Origin of the sequence: Amycolatopsis sp. NPDC101161 (genome assembly GCF_044768185.1) — a bacterium.
In the GTDB taxonomy this organism is placed as follows: domain Bacteria; phylum Actinomycetota; class Actinomycetes; order Mycobacteriales; family Pseudonocardiaceae; genus Amycolatopsis.
On record NZ_JBIWPI010000001.1, the window covers coordinates 2,145,622 to 2,163,807 of the forward strand.

Here is an 18,186-nt window from a genome sequence, read left to right on the forward strand (position 1 = left end):
ACCCCCGGCGTGGCTGCTGGATGATCGGTGCCCGCAACCGGATCCGGGGGAGACCAGGTGAGCATCGAGGCGGCACTCGTCGGGCTGGGTGCGGCCGCGGTTCGCAGCGCCACCAAGCTCTGGCTCGGCGACAAGACGGTCGCGGCCGCGATCGGCGACAACGTGGTCGAGCAGCTGGCCGGCCGGCTCAACACCCACCTCACCCAGCGCAAGCTCTACCGGATGATCGAGCACTTCACCGACGCGGTCGCCGAGCGGCTCACCCCGATGATGGAGTTCGAATACCGCGATCTGCGGGAGAACGAGCGGCTGGCGGCGATCGAAGCCGTGCGCTCCACGTTCGAGCGGGCCGGACTGGACAACGACGACCTGTTCGCCGCCGACCTGGACGCCCGCCGGCTCGACCGGCACTTCCGTTCGCAGGTTCCCGACGCGACCCGCGACCTGTCCAGTGGCGCGACCACGCTCTACGGCCTGCTGCTGCGCGAGTGCTGCGGGTACGTCATCGAGATCGCGCGCGGCCTCCCGGTCTTCACGCCGGACGCGCTCACCGAGATCCTCCGCCGGGAGACCGAGATCGTCGCGGGTATCCGGGACGTGCTGGGCCGGCTGCCGCAACGACGGCGGGCGACGGACTTCGGCTACGACTACCGCCAGCTGGTCGCGCGCACGCTGGACCACGTGCAGATGTTCGGCGCCACCTTGTCCGAGGGGAGCCGGCGGTACCCGCTGTCCGTCGCGTACCTGAGTCTCACCGCGGTGTCCGACTCGGCGGGCGAAGAGGCCTTCGCGCCGAGTCGCCGGATCGAGGAGCTGCTCTCGCGGACGCGGCGGCTGTTCATCCGGGGCGAAGCCGGGCTCGGCAAGACCACCCTGCTGCAGTGGATCGCGGTCCGCGGCGCGCGGTCGGACTTCGCCGCGCCGCTGTCCGGGTGGAACGACCTGATCCCGTTCTTCATCCCTCTTCGCCGGTACGCCGAACGCGAGCTGCCGCCGCCGGAACGGTTCCTCGACGAGGTGGGCCGGCACATCGCCAGTGAGATGCCCAAGGGCTGGGTGCAGGAGCTGTTGCGGGCCGGCCGGGCCGTCGTGCTCGTCGACGGGGTGGACGAGCTCGCCGCCGAGCGCCGAGGCGAGGCGCGGTCGTGGCTGCGCCAGCTGGTCACCGCGTTCCCGGAGATGCGCTGCGTCGTCACGTCCCGGCCCAGTGCGGCTCCGCCGGAGTGGTTGCGCGGCGAGGAGTTCACCGTCGCCGACCTGCAGCCGATGGTCCCCAGCGACGTGCGGGTCTTCGTCGACCGCTGGCACCAGGCCGTCCGCGCGCAGTGCCCGGACGAGACCGCCCGGCGGGAGCTGGACCGCTACGAGCGCGGGCTGCTCCGGCAGCTCACCGGCCGGTACCACCTGCGGAAGCTGGCCGGGTACCCCTTGCTGTGCGCGCTGCTCTGCGCGCTCCACCGGGACCGGCGCGGCGATCTTCCCGACAACCGCATGGAACTCTACGACGTCGCGTTGCAGATGCTGCTGGAACGGCGTGACGCCGAGCGGCGGCTCTCGACGCTGCCGGGCCTCAACCGCACGCGGAAGACGCTGCTGCTGTCGGATCTCGCCTATTGGTTCCTGCGCAACGACTTCTCCGACGCGGCGGTGAGCCGGGCGATCGAGCAGCTCGGCCGGCGCCTGCGCGGCATGCCGGAGGTCGGCGCCGACGCCGGCGCGGTGTACCGGCACCTCCTGGAGCGGACCGGCCTGCTGCGCGAGCCCGTCGACGGACGCGTCGACTTCGTGCACCGCACGTTCCAGGAGCACCTGGCGGCGCGGGCGGCCATCGTGGACACCGACGACGTCGGCACCCTGGTCGCCCACGGGCACCTGGACCAGTGGCACGAGGTGGTCGTGATGGCGGCCGGCCACGCCTCGCGCGCCCAGCGGGAGGAGCTGCTGTCCGGACTGGTGGACCGCGGCGACCGGGAAGGGCAGCACCGGTACACGCTGCACCTGCTCGCGGTGGCGTGCCTGGAGACCTCGCCGGAGCTGGAACCGCGGCTGCACGGCGAGATCACCCGCCGGGCGGCGGAGCTCCTGCCGCCGAAGTCGCTGAGCGCGGCGCGGGCCTTCGCCTCGGCGGGGTTGTTCGTGCTGGACCTGCTCGCGGCCGCGGAGGTTCGCACCGCCCAGGAAGCCGCGGCCACGGTCCGGGCGGCGGCCGAGATCGGGGTGGACGAAGCGCTTCCGGTGATCTCGCGGTTCGCCGGCGACCGGCGCAAGAGCGTCCAGCACGAGCTCGTCACGGCGTGGCCGAGGTTCGACGCCGAGTCCTACGCGCGGCAGGTGCTCGCCGACCTGCAGATCTCCGCGCTGGAGGTGCACGACCCGGCGATGGCGCCGAGCCTCCGGCACCTGAAGCACGTCAAGGAGCTGGTGTGCTCGGTGCCGCAGCTCGGTTCCCTGGCGTTCGTGCCCGCCCAGGTGGAGAAACTGACGCTGTCCGCGTCCGGGCTGGTCGATCTCTCGACGTTGTCGACCCCGGCCCTGCGCACGCTCGCGCTGGACGGTGCCAAGACGGTCGACATCGCCCCGCTGGTGGCGTTGGACCGGCTCGAATCGCTCCTGCTCCTGGTGAAGCGGATCCGCAACCTCAGCGCGTTGCACGAGATGAGTTCACTTCGCGAGTTGGCCCTGCTGGGCGGGTGCGGGGTGGCAGACCTCGCCGGCTTGGGCGTGCACGCCTCGACGCTCGAAAGCCTGGCCCTGGCGTTCATCGAGGACCTCAAGGAACTGACTCCGCTGGCGTTCCTGGTGAGTCCGCACAAGATCGAGCTGGTGGGGTGCGCCCATCTGAGTTCCCTGACGGGTATGCCGAGGCAGTGGGCGGCTTCGCTCGGCTCCCTCGATCTCCGGCTCTGCGCTCCGGTCGACGTCACACCGCTGACTGCGCTTCACAACCTGCACGAGCTCGACCTGACCGGGACGCCGGTCACCGACCTGATGCCGTTGGCCCAGCTGCCCCGCTTGCGCCGGCTGACCGTGAGCTCGGCGAGGACCGCGCGGGACCTCATCCCGATCACCCGCATGCCGGTCTTGCGTGAACTGCGGATCTCGCAGGGCGGGCCGGTGAACCTCGCCGGGCTCGCCGGTGTCACGAACCTGCTGGTGCAGGTGGAGGGCAGCACGCCGGTCAGCGGCGGACACCTGCTCGGCGAGGGTTCGCGGGTCGAGGTCAACTCGTCCTTCGACTGACCTGCCTCGGTCAGCGGAGCGCTTGTTTCGCCCCTTCGGCGACTGCGTGTGCCACGGCCGCGAGGGCGGGGGAGTCCAGCTTCCACTGCTGCCAGTGCAGCGGTACGTCCAACGGCCGGTCCGGGGCCAGGTCCACCAGGGCGTTCGCGCGGGATGCCGCCTGGATTTCCGGGACCATGCCCCAGCCCAGGCCGGCCGCCACCGCGTCGGCGAAGGATTCCGATGCCGGGATGTAGTGGCGGATCGGCGTGAACGTTCGACGGCGGGTCAAGCCTCGCAGGAAGCGGTCCTGCAGGTCGTCCTTGCGGTCGAACATGACCACCGGTGCCTGGGGGAGGGACGTCGTGAGGGGTGCCGTCAGCCGGCGGGCGATGAACTCCGGGGACGCCATCGCCCGGTAGCGCATGCGGCCCAGGCGGACCGACGTGCAGCCCTGGACCGGTTGCGGCGACGCCGTCACCGCGGCCATCACCAAGCCTTCGCGCAGCAGCGCCGCCGTGTGGTCCTGGTCCTCGCGTTGCAGGTCGAAGCAGATTCCCAGGGACTCCGGGACGTGGGCCAGGCTCGGGAGGAACCAGGTGGCCAGCGAGTCCGCGTTCACCGCGATCGACAGCGTCCGGGTCGACGAGCCGAGGCCCAGCTCGGCCAGCGCGTCCTGCTCCAGCTGGGCCAACGAGCGCGCGAAACGGATCAGCACCTGGCCGGACTCGGTGAGCGTCACCGGCTTCGTCCGGAGCAGGAGCACGCGGCCCGTGCGCTGCTCCAGGGCCTTCACCCGCTGGCTGACCGCGGACGGCGTCACGTGCAGGACCGCCGCCGCGGCGTCGAAACTTTGCTCGTCCACTACGGCCAGCAGCGTTCTGACCTGGTCGAGCGGGAGATCGGACATCACGAACGCTAATGTTAGGTAAGAATCTTTAGCTGGAGTAATCCAGCGGGACGGTCATACCGTGGCGGGGTGCTGCCTCTGCTCCTCGCCGGGTTCGGAACCGGCCTCTCCCTGATCGTCGCCATCGGCTCGCAGAACGCCTTCCTGCTGCAACAGGGCCTGCGCGGTGGCGCCGTCGCCCCGCTCGTCGTCATCTGCGCCGTGTCGGACCTCGTGCTGATCGGCCTCGGCGTGAGCGGGATCGGGGCCGTGCTGCAGCAGTGGCCGACGGCGATCGGCGTGATCGCCGTCGGCGGCGGGCTCTTCCTGCTCGGCTACGGCGCCCTCGCCGCGCGGCGGGCGTTCCGGCCGTCGGTCATGGCCGTCGGCGGGGAACGGACGCCGCTGCGCAAAGCCGTGCTCGCCTGTGTCGCGTTCACCTGGCTCAACCCGCACGTCTACCTCGACACGGTGCTGCTGCTCGGCTCGGTGGCGGTCGCCCACGGCGACGGGCGCTGGCTGTTCGGCCTCGGCGCCGGGATCGCCAGCGCCGTCTGGTTCAGCGCCCTCGGCTTCGGCGCCCGTCGCCTCGCCGGGCTCTTCGCCCGGCCCGCGGCCTGGCGCGTCCTCGACGTCCTCATCGCCGTCACGATGACCGGCCTCGGCGCGACGATGCTCCTGAGCCACGTGTGACTCACCAGAGCTGACCTCGCTCGTCGGCCGGCGGACGTTCCAGCTCCAGCAGGAACTCCTTGCGCTTCACGCCGCCCGCGTACCCGGTGAGCTTCCCGTTCTTCCCGACGACCCGGTGGCACGCCACGAGGATGCTCAGCGGGTTCCGCCCGACCGCCGCGCCGACTTCGTGCGGCAACGCCCCGACGGACCGCGCGAGGTCCCCGTACGTCGCCGTCGCGCCGTACGGGATCTTCGCGATCTCGGCCCAGACCGCGCGGTCGAAGGCCGGGCCGTCGGCTCGCGTGGGTACGTCGAACTCCGTGCGCTGGCCGGCGAAGTACTCCTTCAGCTGCGCTGCCGCGGCGGGGAACGCCGTGTCGTCGCGCGGGCCGAACGTCGTCCGGTCCGGGCGGGTCCAGTGGTGCGGGAAGTAGAGGCCGGTGACGACGTCGCCGTCGCCGACCAGGGTGAGCTCGCCGATCGGCGAGTCGATGATCGCGTGCTTCATCAGTCCTCCCAAGTGGTGCCGTCCGCCCGCGCGCCGCGCAGGCCGGGCAGCCGGGTTTCGGCCAGTTTCGCGGTCACGACCGTCCGATGCGGACCCCATGACGTCGATCGCAGCAGCCGCCGGGTCATGCCCGCCCAGCCGGCCGGGGTGGCGCTGACCACCCAGACGTCCGGGTCCGGCGCGGCGAACCGCCGGGCCTGGCGCAGCCACGACGCCGCCGTTTCCGGCCACGTCACCGTCGCCAGCACCAGACCGCCCCAGGCTCGGGCGATCCGTTCGCCGTCGGCACGCGAGGCCGGGTCCGCCGCCGTGCCGATCACGACGTGCCGGGCCGGGCCGATCAGCCGCACGAGGGCCTCCAGTTCCGCGTCGGTCATGCCGCGTCGTGGAAGACCAGGCCCAGCGTGTGCCGCCGGCCGGACCGCACAGCCGAGACGCCGTGGCGCACCGGCGCCGCGGACCAGCCGCGGGCCGACCGGACTGGGCGGTCGCGGGTGGTGAAGACCAGGCCGTGGCCCTGCGGGATGAGCGTCGCGGTGCCGCGGGACTGGGCTCGCGGCCGCTGCTCGACGAGCAGGAACTCGCCGCCGGTGTGGTCGACGCCCGGTTCGTTGAGGTTGATCACGACTTGCAGCGGGAACACCTTGTCGCCGTAGAGGTCGCGGTGCAAGGCGTTCCAGCCGCCGGTTTCGTAGCGCAAGAGGATCGGCGTGGGCCGCTGTTGCCCGGCGGCATGGCAGACTTTCAGCCATTCGTCCAAAGTGGACGGCCAGTCCGGCTCGCGGCCGAGCCGGGTGTACCAGTCTTGTGCGATGGGCAGCAGGCGGGGGTAGAGCGCTTCCCGGAGCCGGTGCACGGGCTCCGGGAAGGGGGCGGCGAAGTAGTGGTAGTCGCCGTGGTCGCCGAAGCGGTGCCGCCGCAGGTTCACGGTGGCGCGGAAGTGTTCCGGCTGATCCCAGAGCGCGACGAGCTTCGCGCACTCGGCCCGCGTGAGCAGCGGGGGAAGCAGGGCGCAGCCGTAGTCATCGACTTCGGCGGCCACCGCCTCCCAATCGGCGGCGGCGACGCGGTTCTCGAAAGTGCTCATACCCGGTAGACGCGCCGGCCGGGTGAAACGTGAGATCGGATGGGCGGGAAATTCCCGCCCCCGTCACCTGCTCCGCGCCCTCAAGCCGCCTCCAGGGTGAGCAGTGTCCGCTTGGCTTCCTCGCCCCCCGCGTACTGCCCGTACGACCCATCCGACCGCACCACCCGATGGCACGGCACGACCACCGGCAGCGGGTTGAGGGCGCACGCCGTCCCGACCGCGCGGACCGCCTTCGGGCTTCCGGCCGCCGCCGCCACCTCGGCGTAGCTCTCCGTGTGGCCGTAGTCGATCTCCGGCAGGTGCTCCAGCACCGACAAGCGGAACCCGCGCGCCAGGCGGAAGTCGAGGGGCAGGTCGAAGCTTCGGCGGTTGCCCGTGAAGTACTCGTCGAGCTGGCGGGCCGCCGCGTCGAGGCGGGCCGGTGCCAGGAGGACCCGGGGGCTGATCGCCGCCGCCAGGGCCTCCAAGACCGCGTCGTGGTCCTGGCGGTCGAACGCCACTTTGACCAAACCCTCCTTCGTCGCGGCCAGCAGCAGGGATCCGACCGGGCTGTCGAACGTGCGGTACGCGACGTCCAGCAGGCCCTCGCGCTCCGCTTCCGCGTTGAGCCGCTCGTGCATGTAGTGCGGCACTACCTGGATGTCCCCCGAGAACGGCCAGGTTACGTCGATCATGAGTGCGCTCCTTCCAGCGGGTAGACGGCCCGCAAGGCCTTGACGCCGTCGGCGGCCGCGCGGCGTGCGGCGTCGGCGGTGCCTCCGGTGATCTCCGCGATCTCGCGGTAGGGCAGCCCGGCCAGGTAGTGGTAGGCGACGGCGGTGCGCTGCTTGTCCGGCAGCTTCGCGAGCGCGTCCCACAGGTCGCCGTTCCAGGCGTCGGCGCGGCCGGGGTGGTCCGGGACCTCGCCCACGGGCAGCGGGCGGCGGGCCTGCGCGCGGGTGACGTCGATGGCCTTGCGGTGCGCGATCGTGACGAGCCACGCCTGGACGTTCGCGTCGGCGGGCAGCTCGGGGTACGCCTTGAGGGCCGCCAGGAAGGTCTCCGACCAGGCGTCTTCGGCGTCCGCCTGGCCGAGGACGGCCCGGCACACGCGCAGGACCATCGGCCCGTGCTCGGCCACGATCTGCTCGAACGGTTTCACGATCACACCCTGTAGACGTCCGGGTCCGCGGGAATGTGAGGTCACACCTTCGTGGTACCCGTGACCACGGTGGCGCCCAGCTCCTCCGACTCGTGCACACTCGGCGCGAGCCCGGCCGCGGCGAAGATCCCGCTCAGCACCGGCGCCTGGCGCGAACTCGTCTCCACCAGCAGCGTCCCACCCGGCGCGAGCCAGCGCGGGGCCCCGTCCGCGACGCGGCGGGCGAGGTCCAGGCCGTCGAGACCACCGTCGAGCGCGACGCGCGGTTCGTGCAGGCGCGCCTCCGGCGGCATGGTCGCCACGGCCTCCGACGGGACGTACGGCACGTTGGCGAGCAGCACGTCGACCCGGCCGCGCAGGGACGACGGCAGCGCGTCGTAGAGATCGCCTTCGTACACCGAGGCGCCGGGGAGGTTCACCCGCGCACACGCGACGGCCGCGGGTTCGACGTCGGCCGCGTGCAGCTCACGGGGTGTCACCGAAGCGGTGAACGCGGCACCCAGCGCGCCGGAGCCGCAGCACAGGTCCAGTACCACCGGGTCCGGCGGCGCCAGCGAGACGGCGACGTCGACCAGGTACTCGGTGCGGTGGCGCGGCACGAACACCCCGGGCCGCACGGTGATCCGCAGGCCGCGGAACTCCGCCCAGCCCAGCAGGTGCTCCAGCGGCAGCCCGGCGACCCGGCGCTCGACCAGCGAGCCGAGCTCGGCGGGGGTCGACGCGGCCGCGACGAGCAGGTCCGCCTCGTCCTCGGCGAACACACAGCCCGCCGCGCGCAGGCGGGAAACGACAACTGAAGTGTCCAACGGGGAACGAGCCTACTGGACCCGCACCGCGTCCCCGACGTTCAGGCCGTCGAAGAACGCGGCCGAATCGGCGTCGGTGAGGTGGACGCAGCCGTGCGAGGGCGCGTCGAGCGGCCCGGCGTGGAAGGCGATGCCGCCGGCCGCGAAGAACACCGAGTTGGGCATGTCGGTGCCGTACTCGCTGCTCGTGTGCTCCCGGTCCTTCCAGACGACGTGGAACGACCCGGCCGGCGTCGTCTGGTCCGGCGGCCCGAACCCGGCCGGAACCGGACCGTGCACGACCCGGCCGTCCCGCAGGAGCCAGGCCAGGTGCTGCGCCAGGCTCACGCACGCGCCGGTCGTGACGGCGCAGGGTGGGGCCGGCGGCGGGGTGGTCGTGGTCGGCGGGATCGAAGCGACCAGCGGCGCGGGTTCCGCGATCGGGCTCGGCGTCGTCGCGCGCGGGGCCGCGCACGACGCCGTGACCAGCGTCAACCCCAGCAGGGTGACCACCCGGGTACCGCGCATCCGTCTTCCCCTCACCGAAGGACCTCCCGGTGGTCAGTACGGGCGAGCGGCCCCGGAGGTTGAGCCGCGCGTGCACCCGGGTTGTCCCTGCGTGCACCGCGGCTACCGGAGCGGGTACCCGGACGGACAAGGTCGAACCATGACGAAGCTGAGCGCCGAGCAGATCGCCCGGCACGCCTACGCGGCCGGGTTCCGCGGCCCGGGCCTGACCACGGCGGTCGCGGTCGCGCTGGCCGAGTCCGGCGGGCGGACGACCGCGCATAACGCCACCCCGCCGGACGACTCCTACGGCCTCTGGCAGATCAACATGCTGGGCGCGCTCGGCCCGGAGCGGCGCCGGCAGTACCACCTGAAGTCCGACGACCGGCTGTTCGACCCGGACACCAACGCCCGCGTCGCCCACAGCATCTCGGGCGGCGGCCACGACTTCACGCCCTGGTCGACGTACACGAACGGGGCGTACCAGCACCACTTGGCGGCCGCGCGCAAGGCCGCCCGGGACGTCACGGAACACCACGGGAAGAGCGGCAGCAGCGCGAGCGGCAGCCCGCTCCGCGTGGACGACACGGTGCTGCACTCCTACGTGAGCCGCACCCGGCACGTCGCCGACACGCTGGGCACCGCGACCGGGCAGCTGCGCGACGTCCGCGAGATCGCCCGTGACAGCTTCGGGAAGATCGGCGAGGAAACCGGCTTCGCCGACGCCCTCGCCGGGTTCGGGCTGGCGCTGCAACGGCAGGTCAAGGGTGTCGGCGCGCACGCCGACGGGCTCGCGTCGGCGGCAGGGAAGGCCGCGAAGTCCTACCGCGACCACGAGACGGCCACCGCCGCCGCGCTGAACGGGAAGGGCTGACATGGACACCACCGCGCTCGCGCACTCCTTCGCCGGGGACCTCGTCGCGCACCGCAACAAGCTCGCCGGGAAGGCCGAGGACGCCGTCCGCGCCGAATACGCGCTGCACCAGGTGGCCGGGGCGCTGGACGCCCAGCACGACGCCTACCACGGGGAAAGCACCACCGTCCTGGAGCACTGGCACGGTCGCGGCGCCGACGGCTTCCGGCACAACAGCGCGAAACTGACGAAGGAACTGCGGGTCACCGGCGCGGCCGGCGCGGCGGCGGAGAAGGTCGTCGCCCACGTGGCGTCCACAGTGGACAGCGCGCACACGGCCGTGCAGCGGCTCGTCGACGAGTACACCACGCAGGCCAAGCAGGTCCTCGACGCGGGGGTCGCGGCCGGGACGCAGGCCGCGCTGATGCGGGCCGTCGGGCACGCCGCCGACCTCGCGCCGCGGTACACGCGGCAGTCGGCCTCGACGCTGCGGCACGTCGACGCGGAACTCAAGGCGGCGGCGAAGAAGCTGCACGAGCTGCGGCAGGACCTGACCCACGACGAGGTCGTGGACAAGACGGTGCACACGACGCACCCGAGCAAGGTTTCGGGGCGGGGCAAGGACATCGTCCACGCCGCCCGCACGCAGCTCGGCGTCCGGGAGAACCCGCCCGGCAGCAACCGGAACCCGTACGGGCCGACCGCGGCGTGGTGCTCTTCGTTCGCGACGGCGATGTGGCGCAAGGCCGGCGTGCGGATCCCGGTCCTGCCCTTCAGCGGCGACGTCTACCACTGGGGTGAGCGCAACGGCCATGCGTACGGCAAGAACGCGCTGCACGAAGCGAAGCCGGGGGACGTGCTGATCTTCGGCACCGGCCCGCAGAACACGTCGACGAGCACGCACATCGGCATCGTCGAGAAGGTCGAAGGGAACCAGGTCACGATGATCGAGGGCAACTCCGGGGACGCCGTCCGCCGGAACACGCACACGCTTTCGGCGTCGACGTTCTACGGAGGGGTGCACCCGTGATCACCGGAAAAGCCGCCGACCGGACGGTCGCCGTCGAGGTCGCGCCCGGCGGGGCGCTGCAGGAGCTGACCCTGGAGGCCGCGGCGCTGCGGCTGGAGCCGGACGAGCTGGCGCGGCGGATCCTCCTGTTGACGGCGGCCGCGTCGGCGCGGGCCACGGCTTCCCTGTGGCACAACCAGGACGGGGTGGCCGCTCTCGGCCTGCCCGAGCCCGGAGAAGCGGCGGAAGAGACCACGCCGGACAGCTGGCGGGCGCAGTGAACGACTCGCGCACCGCTTTGGAGCTGGCCGACGACGCTTTCGCGGCCCCGGAGCCCGGGTACGGCGCTCGGCTGGCGGCGATCCGCGCCTCGGCGGCGGATGACGGCGTGTCGGTGGTCGTCGATCTGCACGGGGCGCTGGTGGACCTGCGCTTCGACCGGTGGGCGCTGAACAAGCCGCCGGGGGAGCTGGCCGGGCTGATCCGGCGGCTGGCGTCGGAGGCGGGAGCGGAGTCCTTGCGGCAGGGACGCGAACTGCTGGGCGGCTTGCTGCCGGACGAGCCCGCGCGACCGCGCCGCCCACCGGAGCCCGAGGACGACTCGCTGCTCCCGGTGACCTGGGCGACGTGACGACCGGCCGACCGCTCAGTGGACCTCGTCGACCAGACGCCCCAGTCGGTCCGCGAGCCAGGCGCTGTCGGCGGGGGTCACCGTCACCCACGGCTCGCCGCCCACGCTCTCCGGGGTCACCGCGTACCGGCCCGCCGCCGTGTCGAACCACGCCAGTACCGGGCTCCGGCCCGCCGGGCCCGTCGCCGCCAGCTGGCCGGCCGCGTACCGCTCCGCCGTCACCAGCGTCGCCAGTGGACGGACCGCGCGGCCGGTGATCCCGGCCGTGCTCAACGCCCGCTCGAAGGCGTCGTACCCGCTGCGCGCGTAGGCGTCCATCGCCGCCGAGTACGCGGCGCGGGGGAGCCGCAGCTGGTCACCCGGGCCCGGTTCGGCGTCGCCGAGCATCCGGGCCACCGCGGCGACCAGGCCGGCCGGGCGCACCGGCTCCAGCACCAGGTCGCGGTCGTCGAGCACCGCCAGCACTCCGGCGCCGTCCCGGGCCGCCGCGAGCAGGCGCCAGGGCGCTTCGCCCAGCACCAGCGCGTCGACGCTCAGCGACGGCGAACCCAGCAGCACGACCAGGTCCGCCAGCTCCGGGTCGACGTCCTCGCCGTCGGTGAGACCCGCGTCGGCGAGGCCGGCGAACACCTGGACGCCCAGGTCGTCGCGCTCGGCGTGCGTCGCGCCGTGCGACGGCACGTCGAACGGGTACGGCGGCGGCCCGCCCGGCCCCAGGTCCTCCCAGAGGAGATCGAATTCCAGATGCGACAGGATCACTCCCGCCGCCGTCGCGGTGCGCCGCGCCATGGTCCCCCTTCCCGTGCCGAACGGCCGCCGTCGGGCACGATGGTGCCGATGGCCGAGCCGCAGTCGATGGACGTCCCCGCGAGCGGGTACCTCGTCGTCCGCGCGTCCGGCGCGGCGGCCGCGCGCGCCGCGATCCTGGGCGGCCGCGGCGACCCCGAGGACGTCCAGCTGCTGCTGCGCTGTCCCGTCCCGCGGGCGGTCGCCGAGGCCGGCGCGAAGCTGACGTTCGCCGACGCGACGCTGCACCTGCAGCCCTCCGGCGTCGTCATGCTGACCGTCGCGGCGGCGAAGCTGTCGATCTCCTTCGCCGAGCTGCGGCCGCTGATGTTCCGGCCGGTCGAGGTCGACGCGCCGCTGCGTTCGCTGTTCGCCGGCGCGGTCGCGCACGTGGTGGCGGCCGGTCCGCGGCTCGACCCGCACGGACTCGCCCACCACCTGCTCGGCCTGGCCGAACTGGTGTTGCGCAGCGCGCTGCGCGTCGAACTCGACCGCGTCGACGCGCTCGCGGCCCGGCGGCGCGAAGCCCTGGAGTACATGCGCGCGCACCTCGGCGAGCAGTCGCTCAGCGCGGACAAGATCGCCGAAGCGCTGTACATCTCGCGTCGCCGGCTGTACCAGCTGTTCGACGACGGCCAGGGCGTCTCCGAACGGCTGAAGGGCCTGCGGATCGAGCGCGCGAAGGCGGTGCTGGCCGACCCGGCGAAGGCCGGGCGCGGGATCGCGGAGGTCGCGCGCGACTGCGGGTTCACCAGCGCCCCGCACTTCTCGCGGACGTTCCGCCAGGCGACCGGCCGGACCCCGCGCGAGTTCCGGGAGCGGGCGCTGCGGGGGTGAGGTCGACGCCGGCGACGAGCGTCCCGGCCAGCCCGGCGACCTCGAGCCAGCCGCGGCCGCCGGGGGAGTGGAGGGTGAACACGGCCGCGCGCGGCCGGTCCGGGTCGAGCACGACGGCCTGCAGCTGCGCGCCGGACAGCCCGATCCGCTCGACGATCACGACCGGGTAGCCCCGGCCGGTCTGCGCGGTGCTCACCTCGCGGATGCCGGGCGCGTGGTCGGCGATGAAGTACCCGAGATCGGCGGCCTCGCCGGGGTTGTCGACCGGGACGACGCCGGCGATGAGCAGCGCGGGGTCGGCGTCGCGGTGTTCGACGAGGGCCAGCAGCCCGGCCCGCCGCTCGTGGGCGATCTCCGCGCACTGCACGGCGGCGGCTTCCAGGCCGAGGTTGCGGGCGGCGTCGGGGCCGCGCAGGCGGGCCATGAGCGCGTGCAGCTCGGCCGTCGTGCGCTCGACGGAGTCCAGGGTCACCGGGGTGATCCCCGGAACGGCGGGCAGTTTCACCGGCCACCCAGCGCCGCGGCGAACGCGCCGACGGCCCCCGGCGGCGGCGTGACCGGTGCCTTGGGGGTGCGCGCGACGGTGCCGCCCAGTTCGCGTCCGACGGCCGAGAAGGTCTCCAGGTGGGTGGTGACTTCGGCGAAGCCGGGTGGTTGCGGCAAGGGGGCGCCGTCGCCGAGGGCGCGCAGCCGCTCGGCAACGCGAGTTGTTTCGGTGCGGTGGGCGCGTTCCAGGTCGCGGGCTTCGGCGAGGACGCGGTCGAGGTCGTCTTGGCGGGCCGTCAGCCGGGCCCGGGCGGCGGTGAGGTTCGGTTCGGTGGCGGGGGAGAACTGGGCTTCGGTTTCGGCTCGTTCGACGTCGTCGTGCGCGGTCGTCAGGGCTTGGCGCGCCGCGGTGGCCCGGCGGTCGAGGTCCTCGGCGCGGCGGCGGTTCGCGACGAGGGTGCCGGCCCAGTCTTCGAGAACGCCGGCGGCGGCGCGGAGGGCTTCGCGGGTGGCGGCCAGGTCGGTGGCGGCGCGCTCGGCGCGGGCGGCCAGTGCCTGCGCGGAGCGGCCTGCCCACTCGGGGATTGCGCCGGGGGAGCGGATGTCCTCGAGCCGGGTGGAGGTGGTGGCGTAGCGGCGGGCGGTTTCGGCGACGGCGTCGGCGCTGCCGGGGACCGGGTCGAAGCCGAGGCCGCGGAACTCAGCCATCGGCTCTGTCCAGCTCTTCAGCCGCCGCGGCATCCGTTGCCTGGTAAGCCTTCGCGGCTGTCCGGACACTCGCCGCCGCGGTGGAGAAATCCTTCTCCACCGCTTTTACCCGGCTGGACCACTCGCCGGTCAGCGCGGCGAGTGCGGCCGAAATAGGCCCCGGGCCGAGGTCGTCCGGTGTCGCCAGCGAATGCGCGGCCGAGCGGTACTCCTCCGCGGTGTCCTCCAGCCGGGACGCCAGCGCCTCGAGGGCCGCCGGGTCCGCGTGGAAGCCGGTCATTCGCCGAACACCGGGGGGTATGCCGGCGGGAGGTCGTCGAGCAGGTCGTAGCCCTTCGCGTACTTGTCGCGGTGCTCGGTGTCCTCTTCGCGCCGCGTTCCCTGGCCCGGCGGGTACATGCCGTACCCGCCCGCCGTGCCGCGGCCGCCCGTGCCTCCCGGTCCGAAACCCGTTGTCCCGCCGCCGAAACGTCCCGTGCCGGCTCGTCCGCCTTCGCCGAGCGCGCCGGAACCCGGCGTCCCGGCCACCGGTATGCCTGCGAAACCGGGGCCGTAGCCGTTCGTCGGTGAGCCCGGGGCGGCGGCGCCGATCACCCCGTCGAGCGCGCCCGGGACGCCGATGCCGGCGAACGTCGGCGGCAGCGCGGACGCCGTCGACGTCGAGTCGCCCGGTCCGGCGCCCGATTCGTCGTGGGGTCCGGCGTGCGGCGGGGGAGCCGGGTCGTTCGGAGGAGCAGGCGGAGGCACAGGTGGGGGCCCCGGCGGCCGCGGCACCGGTGCGGCGCCAGGACTCGCGGTCACCGGCGGGGCCGTGTCGAACTCCGGCGGCAGGCGGTGGCGGACGTCGTGGCTCGCGCTCTCGTACTGCTCCATCACGCGGACCGCCTCGGCCTTGGCGGCGTCGGCTTCCTGCTTCGTCGGCAGCTTGTCGTCGAGCAGCTGGTCGAGCATGTACGTGCCCTCGGGGCCGTCGAGCCGCTTCACCGCGTAACCCTGCTTGAACCACCGCTCGGCCCAGTAGTGCACGGGTTCGGGCATCCGGTGCTTGGCTTCGCCGACCACCGACGTGTACTCGGCGAGCCCGGAGCCGACGCGCTGGGCGTTCTCACCCACCGTCGCCGCCCAGCCGGTCAGCCGGTCCACCGACGCCGCGGCCTGGTCCGCCGACGGCCCCTTCCACGACTCCTGCAGCTTCCCGACCAGCGCCGACACGTCTTTGGTCGCGGCGTCGACGCCTTCGGCCACCTGCTTCCACCAGGCCGCGTGCTGCTCGAGCTCCGCCGGGATGGCCGACTGCGTCATGTCCCAGAGCTCGCGGTGCTCGTAGGCGTCCCAGTTGATCTTGCCGAACGTGGCTTCGCGGTCGTTGACGGTCTTCTGCCGGCGGACGCGCCGGGCCTTGGCCCGCTGCCGCGCGGTCGGGGCGTGGTGGGTCGAATAGAACTCAGGCATCGACGTCCCCCGGCGGCAGGGTCGCGGCGGCCTCTTCGTCGTTGCCCTGGTGCATCGCGACGACGGTGTCGAGCGTCTGCCGCAGCGTCGCCAGCTCGTTCAGGTACGACTGCAGCGCCGCCTGGACCCCGCCGGCCTCGGCGCCGCCGCGCACCGCGAAGGAGCGGCGCATCCAGTGGGCGACCGGCCCTTTGCCGTTGGCGAGCTCGGTGTCGAGGCCGCGAGCCGTTTCGAGGTGCCGGGACAGCTCGTCGTGGTGTGCGTCGATGGCGCTCTTGGCGTCGTCGACCCCGCCGTAGTGGAGCTCGATGCCGCCGGTCACCGGCCCCGCGACGACCAGCTCGTCCTTCTCTCGCCGCCGTTCCGCCTGCAGCTGCCGCCGCGCGTCGGCTTCGTCGCGCACAGTCGCCATGGAGGTTCCTCCCTCGCCACCCAGGCGTCCTATCCTGGCCAATGCCCGCCGCGTTGAGAAGAGCGACCCACCCGGGTGCACGGGTGGACACGAAGACTGCACGGGCGGATAGGGCAGGATGTCCGGATGATCCCGCGTCGTGCGTTCGGAGCCGTTCTCGCCGCCCTCATCGGACTCGTCGTGCTGGCCGGCCCGGCCGCCGCCCACACCGACCTGGCGTCGAGCTCACCCGCCGAAGGCGCTTCGCTGACGGCCGCGCCGTCCGAGGTCAAGCTGACCTTCGAGGAGCCCGTTACGCTGCCGCCGGAGGCCGTCAAGGTCACCGGCCGCGACGGCACCGCCTGGACGGTCGGCACGCCCACCGTGGCCGGGGCGGTCGTGACCGCGCCGGTGACGCCGTCCGGACCGGCCCAGGCCTACACGCTGACCTGGAAAGTGATCGCGAAGGACGGCGACAACCTCACCGGCACCGTGCACTTCACCCTCGCGGCGGCCGCCGCCCCGGCGGCGACGACGGTGCCCACACCGGCCGCGCAGGCCCAGGCGCCCGCCACCCCGGCCGCGGTGGACACCGGCATCCCCGGCTGGATCTGGGCCGTGGTCGCGATCGCCGGCCTGCTCGCCGTCATCGTCGTCGGGCTGCGGCAGCTGCTGGGCCGCCGGAAGGACTGAGCTACTCCTGCGGGACCGTCACGACCCACCGCTCGGGACGGCGGCGCAGGTAGCCCCACCAGTACAGCGCCGACACCAGCAGCACGCCGGCGGTGATCCCGAGGTCGAGCGCGCTCTGCTCGACCAGGACGTAGGCGAGCGCGCCGACGGCGAGCAGGGGCACGACCGGCCAGGCCGGCATCCGCCAGACGTGCGGCTTCCGGTGCGCGGCCCGGCGGCCGCGCAGCGTAGCGGCCGCGACGCTCAGGTAGAGCGCGACGACGGCGACCCCGGTGACGCCGCTGAGCGTGTCCACCGGCACGAAGCACAGGACGGCTTCGGACAGCCCGACCACGAGCGTCGCCACCCACGGCGCGCCGAACCGGTCGCTCACCACGCTCATCGCGCGGTTCACCGGCGTCGGCCACGCCTGGTCGCGCGCGGAGGCGTAGAGGACGCGCGAGTTCTGGATGACCATGACGATCACCGCGTTGACGATCGCCGCGGCGATGCACAGGCTGATCGCAGTGCCCACAGCGGAATTGCTCCAGCCCGTGACCAGCGCGGTGAGGTCCACGCCGGCGAGCGCGGCGGCGTCCGGCACGGCGAGCGTCACCGCGACGACCGGGACGAGGATGACCAGCGCGCTGATCCCGAGCGTCCAGAACACGGTGCGGGCGACGGTCTTGCGCGGCTCCCGCATCTCCTCGGCGAGGTAGACGGCGGTGCTGAAGCCCTGCACGACGAACAACGCGACGGCGAGCCCGGTGACGACGGCGATCAGCCCGATCGGGTTCGTCCCGAGGGTCGGCTTCAGCAGCACGGCCGGGCTCTGCGTCGCGTGGGTGAACCCGAGCAGCGACACGGCGAAGATCGCGACGATCTCGATGATGAGGAAGATCCCGGTGATCCAGGCGTTGGAGCGCAGGTTCAGCAGGCCCATCACGGTCGACGCGAGCATCACGAGCGCGCCGGCGACCGACGGGTCGATGTCGGCCACGGCGGCGACGTAGTCGGCGACGCCGATCGCGATGATCGGCGGGACGACGAGGATGACGATGAACGACAGCATGAACGTCAGCCAGCCGGCGAAGCGGTTCGCCACCGTCGTCACCATCGCGTATTCGCCGCCCGCGCTCGGCACCAACGTGCCGAGTTCCGAGTAGCAGAAGGCGATCCCGATGCAGAGCAGCACCGCGAGGGCGATGGCGAGCGCCGTGCCGGTGCCGAGGTCGGCGAACAGCGGGGGTACGAGGACGAACAGCGACGACGCCGGCGTCACGCAGCTGAGCGTGAGCAGGGTGCCGCCGCCGACGCCGATCGAGCGCGTGAGGGTCTTCTTCGCTTCGGCGGGTGCGGCGACGTCGGGCGGGGCGGGAGTGCGGGGCATGGGCGTTCCCTCCGGCCTGGGTCAAGGTGCGACGGATGGAACAGCACCGATTCGGTGTTGTCAACGCCACAAACTCGACTGAAATCGTCGTCTGCCTACGCGCGGGCCTTCGGATTTAGTCACGGGTTGTGACGGCGTGCCGGGATTGCCCTGTGTCGCC

The 18,186-nt window shown here is 73.0% G+C and carries 23 protein-coding genes; 8 read left to right on the top strand and 15 right to left on the bottom strand.

Features of this window, described 5'->3' with window-relative positions:
* Positions 1-57: 57 nt before the first annotated feature.
* Positions 58-3,240, top strand: a complete 3,183-nt coding sequence (locus ACIRSS_RS10530) for an NACHT domain-containing protein (protein ID WP_400893087.1) — start codon at positions 58-60, stop codon at positions 3,238-3,240.
* Positions 3,241-3,250: 10 nt separating this feature from the next.
* Here ACIRSS_RS10530 and ACIRSS_RS10535 read toward each other — a convergent pair whose 3' ends face one another.
* The gene (locus tag ACIRSS_RS10535; protein WP_400893089.1) at positions 3,251-4,132 is read right to left on the bottom strand and encodes a LysR family transcriptional regulator ArgP; all 882 of its coding nucleotides are present in this window, start codon (positions 4,130-4,132) and stop codon (positions 3,251-3,253) included.
* 66 nt (positions 4,133-4,198) lie between these two features.
* Between ACIRSS_RS10535 and ACIRSS_RS10540 the strand changes: the two genes are divergently transcribed.
* A complete protein-coding gene (locus ACIRSS_RS10540; protein ID WP_400893091.1) occupies positions 4,199-4,801 on the top strand; it encodes a LysE/ArgO family amino acid transporter in 603 nt (200 codons plus the stop codon).
* Position 4,802: 1 nt separating this feature from the next.
* Here ACIRSS_RS10540 and ACIRSS_RS10545 read toward each other — a convergent pair whose 3' ends face one another.
* From ACIRSS_RS10545 to ACIRSS_RS10575, 7 genes are all read right to left on the bottom strand, one after another.
* The gene (locus ACIRSS_RS10545; RefSeq protein ID WP_400893094.1) at positions 4,803-5,291 is read right to left on the bottom strand and encodes a methylated-DNA--[protein]-cysteine S-methyltransferase; all 489 of its coding nucleotides are present in this window, start codon (positions 5,289-5,291) and stop codon (positions 4,803-4,805) included.
* Entirely contained in the window at positions 5,291-5,668 is a 378-nt protein-coding gene (locus ACIRSS_RS10550; protein ID WP_400893097.1) for a hypothetical protein, read from the bottom strand. The genes ACIRSS_RS10545 and ACIRSS_RS10550 overlap by 1 nt, the downstream gene beginning before the upstream one ends.
* The gene (locus tag ACIRSS_RS10555; protein WP_400893100.1) at positions 5,665-6,378 is read right to left on the bottom strand and encodes a 2OG-Fe(II) oxygenase; all 714 of its coding nucleotides are present in this window, start codon (positions 6,376-6,378) and stop codon (positions 5,665-5,667) included. Before ACIRSS_RS10555 ends, ACIRSS_RS10550 begins: the two co-directional genes overlap by 4 nt.
* A gap of 80 nt (positions 6,379-6,458) precedes the next feature.
* Positions 6,459-7,052: a methylated-DNA--[protein]-cysteine S-methyltransferase gene (locus ACIRSS_RS10560; RefSeq protein WP_400893103.1), complete on the bottom strand. Its 594-nt coding sequence runs from the start codon at positions 7,050-7,052 to the stop codon at positions 6,459-6,461.
* The gene (locus ACIRSS_RS10565) at positions 7,049-7,525 is read right to left on the bottom strand and encodes an RNA polymerase sigma factor (RefSeq protein ID WP_400893105.1); all 477 of its coding nucleotides are present in this window, start codon (positions 7,523-7,525) and stop codon (positions 7,049-7,051) included. Before ACIRSS_RS10565 ends, ACIRSS_RS10560 begins: the two co-directional genes overlap by 4 nt.
* Before the next feature lie 35 nt (positions 7,526-7,560).
* Complete coding sequence (locus ACIRSS_RS10570; protein ID WP_400893108.1) at positions 7,561-8,325, bottom strand: putative protein N(5)-glutamine methyltransferase; 765 nt, start codon at positions 8,323-8,325, stop codon at positions 7,561-7,563.
* A 12-nt stretch (positions 8,326-8,337) separates the two neighbouring features.
* Positions 8,338-8,832, bottom strand: coding sequence for a L,D-transpeptidase (locus ACIRSS_RS10575; RefSeq protein ID WP_400893111.1), 495 nt, complete (start codon positions 8,830-8,832; stop codon positions 8,338-8,340).
* A 139-nt stretch (positions 8,833-8,971) separates the two neighbouring features.
* Between ACIRSS_RS10575 and ACIRSS_RS10580 the strand changes: the two genes are divergently transcribed.
* Genes ACIRSS_RS10580 through ACIRSS_RS10595 form a run of 4 tightly spaced genes read left to right on the top strand, consistent with a single transcriptional unit; the run spans position 8,972 to position 11,304 of the window.
* On the top strand, positions 8,972-9,685 hold the full coding sequence (locus ACIRSS_RS10580; protein WP_400893114.1) for a transglycosylase SLT domain-containing protein: 714 nt from the start codon (positions 8,972-8,974) through the stop codon (positions 9,683-9,685).
* A 1-nt stretch (position 9,686) separates the two neighbouring features.
* Complete coding sequence (locus ACIRSS_RS10585) at positions 9,687-10,694, top strand: CHAP domain-containing protein (RefSeq protein ID WP_400893117.1); 1,008 nt, start codon at positions 9,687-9,689, stop codon at positions 10,692-10,694.
* Positions 10,691-10,954: a YbaB/EbfC family DNA-binding protein gene (locus ACIRSS_RS10590; protein WP_400893119.1), complete on the top strand. Its 264-nt coding sequence runs from the start codon at positions 10,691-10,693 to the stop codon at positions 10,952-10,954. Before ACIRSS_RS10585 ends, ACIRSS_RS10590 begins: the two co-directional genes overlap by 4 nt.
* Positions 10,951-11,304 (top strand): hypothetical protein, encoded by a 354-nt coding sequence (locus ACIRSS_RS10595; RefSeq protein WP_400893121.1) that lies wholly within the window; start codon positions 10,951-10,953, stop codon positions 11,302-11,304. Before ACIRSS_RS10590 ends, ACIRSS_RS10595 begins: the two co-directional genes overlap by 4 nt.
* 15 nt (positions 11,305-11,319) lie before the next feature.
* On the opposite strand, the gene ACIRSS_RS10600 is transcribed toward ACIRSS_RS10595, so the two are convergent.
* Positions 11,320-12,093: an ESX secretion-associated protein EspG gene (locus tag ACIRSS_RS10600; protein ID WP_400893123.1), complete on the bottom strand. Its 774-nt coding sequence runs from the start codon at positions 12,091-12,093 to the stop codon at positions 11,320-11,322.
* Positions 12,094-12,141: 48 nt separating this feature from the next.
* Here ACIRSS_RS10600 and ACIRSS_RS10605 point away from each other — a divergent pair, with 48 nt between their 5' ends.
* Positions 12,142-12,927: a helix-turn-helix transcriptional regulator gene (locus ACIRSS_RS10605; RefSeq protein ID WP_400893126.1), complete on the top strand. Its 786-nt coding sequence runs from the start codon at positions 12,142-12,144 to the stop codon at positions 12,925-12,927.
* On the opposite strand, the gene ACIRSS_RS10610 is transcribed toward ACIRSS_RS10605, so the two are convergent.
* Genes ACIRSS_RS10610 through ACIRSS_RS10630 form a run of 5 tightly spaced genes read right to left on the bottom strand, consistent with a single transcriptional unit; the run spans position 12,839 to position 15,985 of the window.
* Positions 12,839-13,399, bottom strand: coding sequence for a hypothetical protein (locus tag ACIRSS_RS10610; RefSeq protein WP_400893128.1), 561 nt, complete (start codon positions 13,397-13,399; stop codon positions 12,839-12,841). The genes ACIRSS_RS10605 and ACIRSS_RS10610 overlap by 89 nt on opposite strands.
* Positions 13,400-13,428: 29 nt before the next feature.
* A complete protein-coding gene (locus ACIRSS_RS10615; RefSeq protein ID WP_400893129.1) occupies positions 13,429-14,121 on the bottom strand; it encodes a hypothetical protein in 693 nt (230 codons plus the stop codon).
* A complete protein-coding gene (locus ACIRSS_RS10620; protein WP_400893131.1) occupies positions 14,114-14,401 on the bottom strand; it encodes a type VII secretion target in 288 nt (95 codons plus the stop codon). Before ACIRSS_RS10620 ends, ACIRSS_RS10615 begins: the two co-directional genes overlap by 8 nt.
* Positions 14,398-15,573, bottom strand: a complete 1,176-nt coding sequence (locus ACIRSS_RS10625) for a PPE domain-containing protein (protein WP_400893134.1) — start codon at positions 15,571-15,573, stop codon at positions 14,398-14,400. Before ACIRSS_RS10625 ends, ACIRSS_RS10620 begins: the two co-directional genes overlap by 4 nt.
* A complete protein-coding gene (locus ACIRSS_RS10630) occupies positions 15,566-15,985 on the bottom strand; it encodes a hypothetical protein (protein WP_400893136.1) in 420 nt (139 codons plus the stop codon). Before ACIRSS_RS10630 ends, ACIRSS_RS10625 begins: the two co-directional genes overlap by 8 nt.
* A 126-nt stretch (positions 15,986-16,111) precedes the next feature.
* Here ACIRSS_RS10630 and ACIRSS_RS10635 point away from each other — a divergent pair, with 126 nt between their 5' ends.
* Positions 16,112-16,657: a copper resistance protein CopC gene (locus ACIRSS_RS10635; RefSeq protein WP_400893139.1), complete on the top strand. Its 546-nt coding sequence runs from the start codon at positions 16,112-16,114 to the stop codon at positions 16,655-16,657.
* 1 nt (position 16,658) lies between these two features.
* Here ACIRSS_RS10635 and ACIRSS_RS10640 read toward each other — a convergent pair whose 3' ends face one another.
* Positions 16,659-18,026: an APC family permease gene (locus tag ACIRSS_RS10640; RefSeq protein WP_400893141.1), complete on the bottom strand. Its 1,368-nt coding sequence runs from the start codon at positions 18,024-18,026 to the stop codon at positions 16,659-16,661.
* Positions 18,027-18,186 lie beyond the last annotated feature (160 nt).

Coding starts and splice junctions, on each gene's coding strand:
- ACIRSS_RS10545 (WP_400893094.1), bottom strand. CDS start 5,291: ATGAAGCACGCGATCATCGACTCGCCGATCGGCGAGCTCACCCTGGTC.
- ACIRSS_RS10550 (WP_400893097.1), bottom strand. CDS start 5,668: ATGACCGACGCGGAACTGGAGGCCCTCGTGCGGCTGATCGGCCCGGCC.
- ACIRSS_RS10555 (WP_400893100.1), bottom strand. CDS start 6,378: ATGAGCACTTTCGAGAACCGCGTCGCCGCCGCCGATTGGGAGGCGGTG.
- ACIRSS_RS10560 (WP_400893103.1), bottom strand. CDS start 7,052: ATGATCGACGTAACCTGGCCGTTCTCGGGGGACATCCAGGTAGTGCCG.
- ACIRSS_RS10575 (WP_400893111.1), bottom strand. CDS start 8,832: ATGCGCGGTACCCGGGTGGTCACCCTGCTGGGGTTGACGCTGGTCACG.
- ACIRSS_RS10580 (WP_400893114.1), top strand. CDS start 8,972: ATGACGAAGCTGAGCGCCGAGCAGATCGCCCGGCACGCCTACGCGGCC.
- ACIRSS_RS10585 (WP_400893117.1), top strand. CDS start 9,687: ATGGACACCACCGCGCTCGCGCACTCCTTCGCCGGGGACCTCGTCGCG.
- ACIRSS_RS10600 (WP_400893123.1), bottom strand. CDS start 12,093: ATGGCGCGGCGCACCGCGACGGCGGCGGGAGTGATCCTGTCGCATCTG.
- ACIRSS_RS10605 (WP_400893126.1), top strand. CDS start 12,142: ATGGCCGAGCCGCAGTCGATGGACGTCCCCGCGAGCGGGTACCTCGTC.
- ACIRSS_RS10615 (WP_400893129.1), bottom strand. CDS start 14,121: ATGGCTGAGTTCCGCGGCCTCGGCTTCGACCCGGTCCCCGGCAGCGCC.
- ACIRSS_RS10620 (WP_400893131.1), bottom strand. CDS start 14,401: ATGACCGGCTTCCACGCGGACCCGGCGGCCCTCGAGGCGCTGGCGTCC.
- ACIRSS_RS10625 (WP_400893134.1), bottom strand. CDS start 15,573: ATGCCTGAGTTCTATTCGACCCACCACGCCCCGACCGCGCGGCAGCGG.
- ACIRSS_RS10630 (WP_400893136.1), bottom strand. CDS start 15,985: ATGGCGACTGTGCGCGACGAAGCCGACGCGCGGCGGCAGCTGCAGGCG.
- ACIRSS_RS10635 (WP_400893139.1), top strand. CDS start 16,112: ATGATCCCGCGTCGTGCGTTCGGAGCCGTTCTCGCCGCCCTCATCGGA.
- ACIRSS_RS10640 (WP_400893141.1), bottom strand. CDS start 18,026: ATGCCCCGCACTCCCGCCCCGCCCGACGTCGCCGCACCCGCCGAAGCG.